Genomic DNA, 6214 nt, shown 5'->3' on the forward strand with positions numbered 1-6214 from the left:
TGCGGATGTCGTGCGCCGCCTCCGGCTCAGTCCGCCCAACGCCCCGCGCCGGTGGACTGCGGCAGCACCTGGGCCGACAGCGGACGGTCATTGGCCAGCAGGTTCACCGCGTCGGCCAGGATCGAGGCCGACTCGCGCAGCAGCGGGTCCGGACGCTTTTCGGCGGCCTTCTCGCGGGCGGCATCCTTCACGATGTCGCGTTCGTTGCCGGTCAGGCCATCATCACTGCTGTCATCGGCCAGCGGGTCCAGGGCCAGGCCCAGCTCCTTGCGCTGCAGCTGGCGTTCCTTGCGCTGGGCGTCCTGGCGCTCGCGTTCGGCGCGACGGGTGGCCTCGTTGAGCGAGATGTACTTCTTCGCCGCCTCGGTCCGGAACTGCTGCACGTCCTCGTTCCACCACTGGAATTCCTTGTCGGTGGCGATTCGCGCGTCGTGGCGGACCTCCAGCTTCGGCAGCAGCGGCGCGAAGTTGCCGTACTGGGTGTGCGGCACGGCGGCGATGCGGGTCCACGGCAGGGCGTTATCGTAGGTGCTCTCGCCGAACTCGGTGGCATCGACGCTGGCCGGGAAGGCCAGGTCCGGCACCACGCCCTTGTGCTGGGTGCTGCTGCCGCTGATGCGGAAGAACTGGGCGATGGTCAGCTTGACCTGGCCGAAGCGCTGGGTCTCGCCACTCGGCCAACGGTCGAGGTCGACGATGTTCTGCACGGTGCCCTTGCCGAAGCTGGTTTCACCGATCACCAGGCCACGACCATAATCCTGGATCGCACCGGCGAAGATCTCCGAGGCCGAGGCCGAACCGCGGTTGATCAGCACCGCCAGCGGGCCATCCCACGCCACACCCTGGTTGCGGTCGCTGTTGACGGTGACGCGGCCACCAGACTCACGCACCTGCACCACCGGGCCCTGCTCGATGAACAGGCCGGTCAGTTCGATGGCTTCATCCAGCGAACCGCCGCCATTGTTGCGTAGGTCCAGCACCACGCCGTCCAGCTTGTCGTTCTTGAAACCAGCCAGCAGCTTGGCCACGTCGCGGGTGGCCGAAGCATAGTCGGCGGCGTTGCGGCGACGGCCTTCGAAGTCCTGGTAGAAAGTCGGCAGCTTGATCACGCCGATCTTCCGTGCCGGCTCGCCGTTGGCGGCCGGAATGGTCATGGTCTCGCCCTTGGCGGCCTGTTCGGCCAGGCGCACCTTCTGCCGGGTCAGTACCAGGGTGTGGTGCTTGCCGTCGGCACCTTCGGCAGCCGGAATGAACTCCAGCTTGACCTGGGTGTCCTTGGCGCCGCGGATCTTGGCCACCACATCGTCGATGCGCCAGCCGATCACGTCCTCGACCTGGCCAGACTTGCCCTGGCCAACGCCGACGATGCGGTCACCCGGCTTCAGCGTGCCGTCCACCGCAGCCGGGCCGCCGGCGATGATCTCGCGGATCACCACCACGTCGTCCTGGCGCTGCAGCTGCGCACCGATGCCTTCCAGCGACAGCGACATCGCCTGGTTGAAGTTCTCGGCCGTGCGCGGGGTGAAGTAATCGGTGTGCGGATCAACCGCGCTGGTGTACGAATTCATGAAGAACTGGAAGACGTCTTCGCCCTTCAGCTCGTTGACCGACTTCTCCAGCGTCGCGTAGCGCTTGTCCAGCGTCTTGCGGATATCGTCCGGCTTCTTGCCTGCGAGCTTCAGGCGCAGCCAGTCGTTCTTCACCGACTTGCGCCACAGCTCATCCAGCTCGGCGCTGCTGGCCGCCCACGGCACCTTCTTGCGGTCGTACTCGAAGCGCTCGTCGGTGGTGAAGTCCGGCTCCTGCTTGAGCAGCTTGCGCGCAAAGGCCACACGTTCGCCGACACGCTGCTTGTAGACCGCGAACACCTGGAACGCCGGTTCCAGTTCGCCGCCACGGATGGCCGAGGAGATGTTGGCTTCGAAGGGCGCGAAGCGCGCCACGTCGGCCTGGGTGAAATACTGTTTGGCGCCGTCCAGCGTCTCCAGATAGCGCTTGAACACGTCCTTGGAGGTGGCCTCGTCCAGCGCACGCGGGCGGTAGGCGTAACGACTGTCGGACAACAGGCCATATACCAGCTTGGAGGTGGTCACCTGATCGGCAGTTGCCGCAGCGGGCAATGCAGGCGAGTCGGCCTTGGCCGCCAGCGCCAGCGGCGCGACCAGCGCCAGGGCCATCAGGAATGCGGGGGCTTTGAATTTCATTGACGTGCTCGAAGGCGCCTTGCCAAGGGGGAGACTGCAGGGTGTTCAGACACCCCGACAGTGCCGAAAGTTGCCGGGTTTGTCACCCGGCCGCGCTCGGTGGAAAACCAGCCTAGCGGGGCCGGTGTAGCAAATTGTGAATGCATGTAGAGCCGAGCCCATGCTCGGCTGGCCCGCAGCAAGCAGCCGAGCATGGGCTCGGCTCTACCGCAGGCAGAGGTGTGGGGCCCAACGGTCCGCACCCACAGGAGAAGCAGCTCCCACCCACCGGGAGGGTGTCAGGAAACCCCTGCGCCCTTGGCCTGCACGTCGGCGTGGTACGAGGAGCGCACCATCGGGCCGGACGCCACATGGCTGAAGCCCAGCTCGTAACCGTAGTCTTCCAGCGCCTTGTAGTCCTCGGGGGTCCAGTACTTCAGCACCGGGTGGTGGTGCGCGGTCGGCTGCAGGTACTGGCCGATGGTGATCATGTCCACGTCGTGCGCGCGCAGGTCACGCATCGTGGCCTTGATCTGTTCGAAGTCCTCGCCCAGGCCCAGCATGATGCCGCTCTTGGTCGGCACGTCCGGGTGCTGCGCCTTGAAGTTCTTCAGCAGGTTCAGCGACCACTGGTAGTCCGCACCCGGGCGCACGTTGCGGTACAGGTCCGGCACGGTCTCGATGTTGTGGTTGAACACATCCGGCGGGTTCTGCGCCAGGATCTCCAGCGCACGTTCCATGCGGCCCTTGCCGCGGAAGTCCGGGGTCAGCACCTCGATGCGGGTACCCGGCGACTTCTCGCGGATGGCGGTGATGCAGTCAACGAAGTGCTGGGCACCCCCGTCGCGCAGGTCATCGCGGTCGACGCTGGTCACCACCACGTACTTCAGGCCCATGTCGGCCACGGTCTGGCCGAGGCTGGCCGGCTCGTTGGCATCCGGCGGCTTCGGGCGACCATGGGCCACGTCGCAGAACGAGCAGCGCCGGGTGCAGACCTCACCGAGGATCATGAAGGTGGCGGTGCCATGACCGAAGCACTCGTGGATGTTCGGGCAGCTGGCTTCCTCGCATACGGTCACCAGGCGGTTCTCGCGCAGCTTGGCCTTCAGGTTCTGCACGGCATTGCCCGAAGGAATGCGCACGCGGATCCAGGACGGCTTGCGCAGTACCGGCGCGTCGGCGAACTGCACCGGCGAACGGTTGATCTTGTCACCGCCCAGCTGCTTGACCCCGGCCTGCAACGGCGCGGTGGACGGAGAATCGCCCTGCACGATCTGCAGGGGAATGGAACGGGCGGTGGTTTCAGTCATGGCAGTTCCGGGGGGCGGTCAGGCGGCCGCAGAAAGATCGGGCCGTTCGGGCGTGTGCTGCAGCAGCAGGCCAAACTGGCGGGCCAGGTGGTCCAGCAGCACTGGCTTGACGGCGTCCATCCCGGAGGGGCCGCCCAAGTCCAGCACCGAGGTCACCTGCAACCCCTGATAGCCACAGGGATTGATGCGGTGGAAGGGTTCCAGGTCCATGGCCACGTTGAAGGCCAGCCCATGGAAGGTGCAGCCGCGGCGCACGCGGATGCCGAGTGCGGCAATCTTGGCACCACCGACGTAGACGCCCGGGGCGCCCTCGCGGCGTTCGGCGCCGATGTTCCACTCGGCCAGGGTATCGATGAGCGCCTGCTCGATGCGGCACACGTAATCGCGTACACCGATGCCCAGCCGTGGCAGGCGCAGCAACGGATAGATCACGATCTGGCCGGGACCGTGATAGGTCACCTGGCCGCCGCGGTCCACGTGCAGCACGGGGATGTCGCCCGGCGCCAGCACATGCTCGTCCTTGCCGGCCTGGCCCAGGGTGAACACCGGATCGTGCTCGACCACCCACAGCTCGTCGGCATCGGCGTCGCTTCGCTGGTCGGTGAAGCGCTGCATGGCGCGCCACACCGGTTCATACGGCTGGCGGCCGAGGTCACGGACCAGCGCCGGACGCGGCGCACGGTCCTCCGGGGCGGCTTCGGCCGGGCAGGAGTCGGCTACAGCGTCCACTTCACTTCCGGGTGGTCACGCAGCGCCTGGTGCGCCAGGTCGTACTGTTCGCGGCTCCCGGCCTTGAACACGATGCGGACGGACACGTACTTGCCGTTGGAGGAGTGCTTCCAGCTGATGCGTTCGTTCACCACATCGATGCCGGCGGCCAGCAACAGGCGGGGAAGCTCATGCTCCAGGCCGCGGTTGGCCGGGCCCATGGCGCTGAGCTCGAACTGGCCGGGGAACTGGAAGCCGTGGTCGGGGTTGTCGGACTTGATTTCCATGGCCCCATTATCGGGCCGCAGGGCAACAAACCCAAGAGTATTCATCAACGCCAGGACCGCACCGGCGGTCTGCTGCGTTGCAGGCGGCCCAAAGGGACGGGCCTGAGGCCCAACGGCAGCTGACTGCAATCTCCTGACCGTCACCAACGCGAACATCGTACGGGCGGCCCGCGACCGCCTTCACGCCCGGCCCGCGGCGCGTGCGCGGGTAACAAATTGTGCCCGCCGGACAATGTTGTTTTCGGAACAGACAAGTGATCCGGACGTGCTCGTTCCGACGCGCGGGCACGAGTACCGTAGCGTTGCAGAAAACGACTGAAAACCGCCCCCTTCCCCATGAGCATTCCATCCATGCGTAGTGTCGCAGCTCTCGGGCTCGCCGGCCTGCTGGCCTCTGCCCTCCCCCTTGCCGCCCAGGCGGCCGAACAATGTGGCCCGGACGCCATGCGCGACCACCCGCCGCAGGTCAATTTCCGCGTCGACAACGACCTGTTCGGCGGCCGCCACCAGGATCAGGGCTATACCAACGGTGCGCTGTTGACCCTGGTTTCCCCCAATCTGGTCGATTACACCGACGACCCCTGCCTGCCGCGCATGGCGCGCTGGGTGAACCGGTACCTGGAAGGGCTGCATCCGGGCAAGTTCGAACAGCAGAACATGATCTTCAGCATCGGCCAGGGGATCTTCACCCCGACCGATTTCACTCGCAGGGACCTGATCGAGGACGACCGCCCTTACGCCGGCGTGCTGATCGCGAACTTCGGTTTCAATGCGCGCAGCGGCGACCGCCTGCAGACCACCCAGCTGACACTGGGCGTGGTCGGTCCGTGGGCACAGGGCAAGCAGGTGCAGAATGCCGTGCACGACGTGCTGGGCGACGAAAAATTCAAGGGTTGGGACAACCAGCTGCACAACGAACCACTGTTCATGCTGACCCATGAGCGCATGCGCCGCTGGCCGGGCGATGCCAGCGTCAATGCCGACGGTTGGGGTTGGGACGCCATCAGCCACTACGGCGGGTCGATCGGCAACCTGGAAACCAAGGCCAATTTCGGCGGTGAAGTGCGCTTTGGCTGGAAGCTGCCAGACGACTTCGGCAGCACGCCGCTGCGCCCGGCCGGCGAGAACACCGCGCCGACCCGCCGCGGCCGCCCCAGTGGGTGGTCCTGGCACCTGTTCGCGACCTCGGACGCTGCCTGGGTGATCCGCGATATCACCCTCGATGGCAACACCTTCCGCAACAGTCACAGCGTGGACAAGCGCCATGTGGTGGCCTACGGCGGGTACGGCGTGGCGGTGATGTACGGCCGCTGGAAGTTCGCCGCCGCGCGCTACCACAGCACGCGCGAGTTCAACGGCCAGCGCGAGGCGCCGGTGTTCGGCAGCTTCACCATCAGCCGGTCGCTGTAGGCGAGGGGCTGATGGTGAAGCGGGTAGGTGCCGACCGTTGGTCGGCACACCGGTTATTGCATCGCTCGCTGTAAGCGAGCGGCTGAGGGTAGTGGGGGGCGCGGGGCCGCCGGTGGGCCCACCCCCGCCGGGCCACCCCCCCCCCCCCCCCGCCCCCCCCACCCCCCACCCCACCCCAACCCCAACCCCACAAAAAAAAAAAACCCCCTTGGCGGGCCGTTTGTTTAACAACCCCCGGCGGGGGTTATTATCATTTACAACAAATACACAAAAACTTCCACCAGCCCGTGTACTTCATGGCCGTGTAGTAGGGGGG

Annotated in this window: 5 protein-coding genes; 1 reads left to right on the plus strand and 4 read right to left on the minus strand. The window is 66.2% G+C overall.

The window, feature by feature from the left end:
- Positions 1-26 precede the first annotated feature (26 nt).
- The 4 genes from WDC87_RS14760 to WDC87_RS14775 form a co-directional block, all read right to left on the minus strand.
- Entirely contained in the window at positions 27-2204 is a 2178-nt protein-coding gene (locus WDC87_RS14760) for a carboxy terminal-processing peptidase (protein ID WP_072167186.1), read from the minus strand.
- Positions 2205-2482: 278 nt separating this feature from the next.
- Positions 2483-3493: a lipoyl synthase gene (gene lipA, locus WDC87_RS14765; protein WP_072167187.1), complete on the minus strand. Its 1011-nt coding sequence runs from the start codon at positions 3491-3493 to the stop codon at positions 2483-2485.
- A gap of 18 nt (positions 3494-3511) precedes the next feature.
- Complete coding sequence (lipB, locus tag WDC87_RS14770; protein ID WP_072167188.1) at positions 3512-4222, minus strand: lipoyl(octanoyl) transferase LipB; 711 nt, start codon at positions 4220-4222, stop codon at positions 3512-3514.
- Positions 4210-4488: a YbeD family protein gene (locus WDC87_RS14775; RefSeq protein WP_065196483.1), complete on the minus strand. Its 279-nt coding sequence runs from the start codon at positions 4486-4488 to the stop codon at positions 4210-4212. The genes lipB and WDC87_RS14775 overlap by 13 nt, the downstream gene beginning before the upstream one ends.
- Positions 4489-4839: 351 nt before the next feature.
- On the opposite strand from WDC87_RS14775, the gene WDC87_RS14780 reads away from it, so the two are divergent.
- Positions 4840-5898 (plus strand): lipid A deacylase LpxR family protein, encoded by a 1059-nt coding sequence (locus tag WDC87_RS14780; protein ID WP_080376906.1) that lies wholly within the window; start codon positions 4840-4842, stop codon positions 5896-5898.
- Positions 5899-6214 lie beyond the last annotated feature (316 nt).

Origin of the sequence: Stenotrophomonas maltophilia group sp. Smal12 (genome assembly GCF_037079935.1) — a bacterium.
Lineage (GTDB): Bacteria > Pseudomonadota > Gammaproteobacteria > Xanthomonadales > Xanthomonadaceae > Stenotrophomonas > Stenotrophomonas sepilia.

What these genes read in the sequence shown, in the direction of transcription:
- WDC87_RS14775 (WP_065196483.1), bottom strand. Translation starts at nt 4,488, where the DNA reads ATGGAAATCAAGTCCGACAACCCCGACCACGGCTTCCAGTTCCCCGGC.
- lipA (WP_072167187.1), bottom strand. Translation starts at nt 3,493, where the DNA reads ATGACTGAAACCACCGCCCGTTCCATTCCCCTGCAGATCGTGCAGGGC.
- WDC87_RS14780 (WP_080376906.1), top strand. Translation starts at nt 4,840, where the DNA reads ATGCGTAGTGTCGCAGCTCTCGGGCTCGCCGGCCTGCTGGCCTCTGCC.
- WDC87_RS14760 (WP_072167186.1), bottom strand. Translation starts at nt 2,204, where the DNA reads ATGAAATTCAAAGCCCCCGCATTCCTGATGGCCCTGGCGCTGGTCGCG.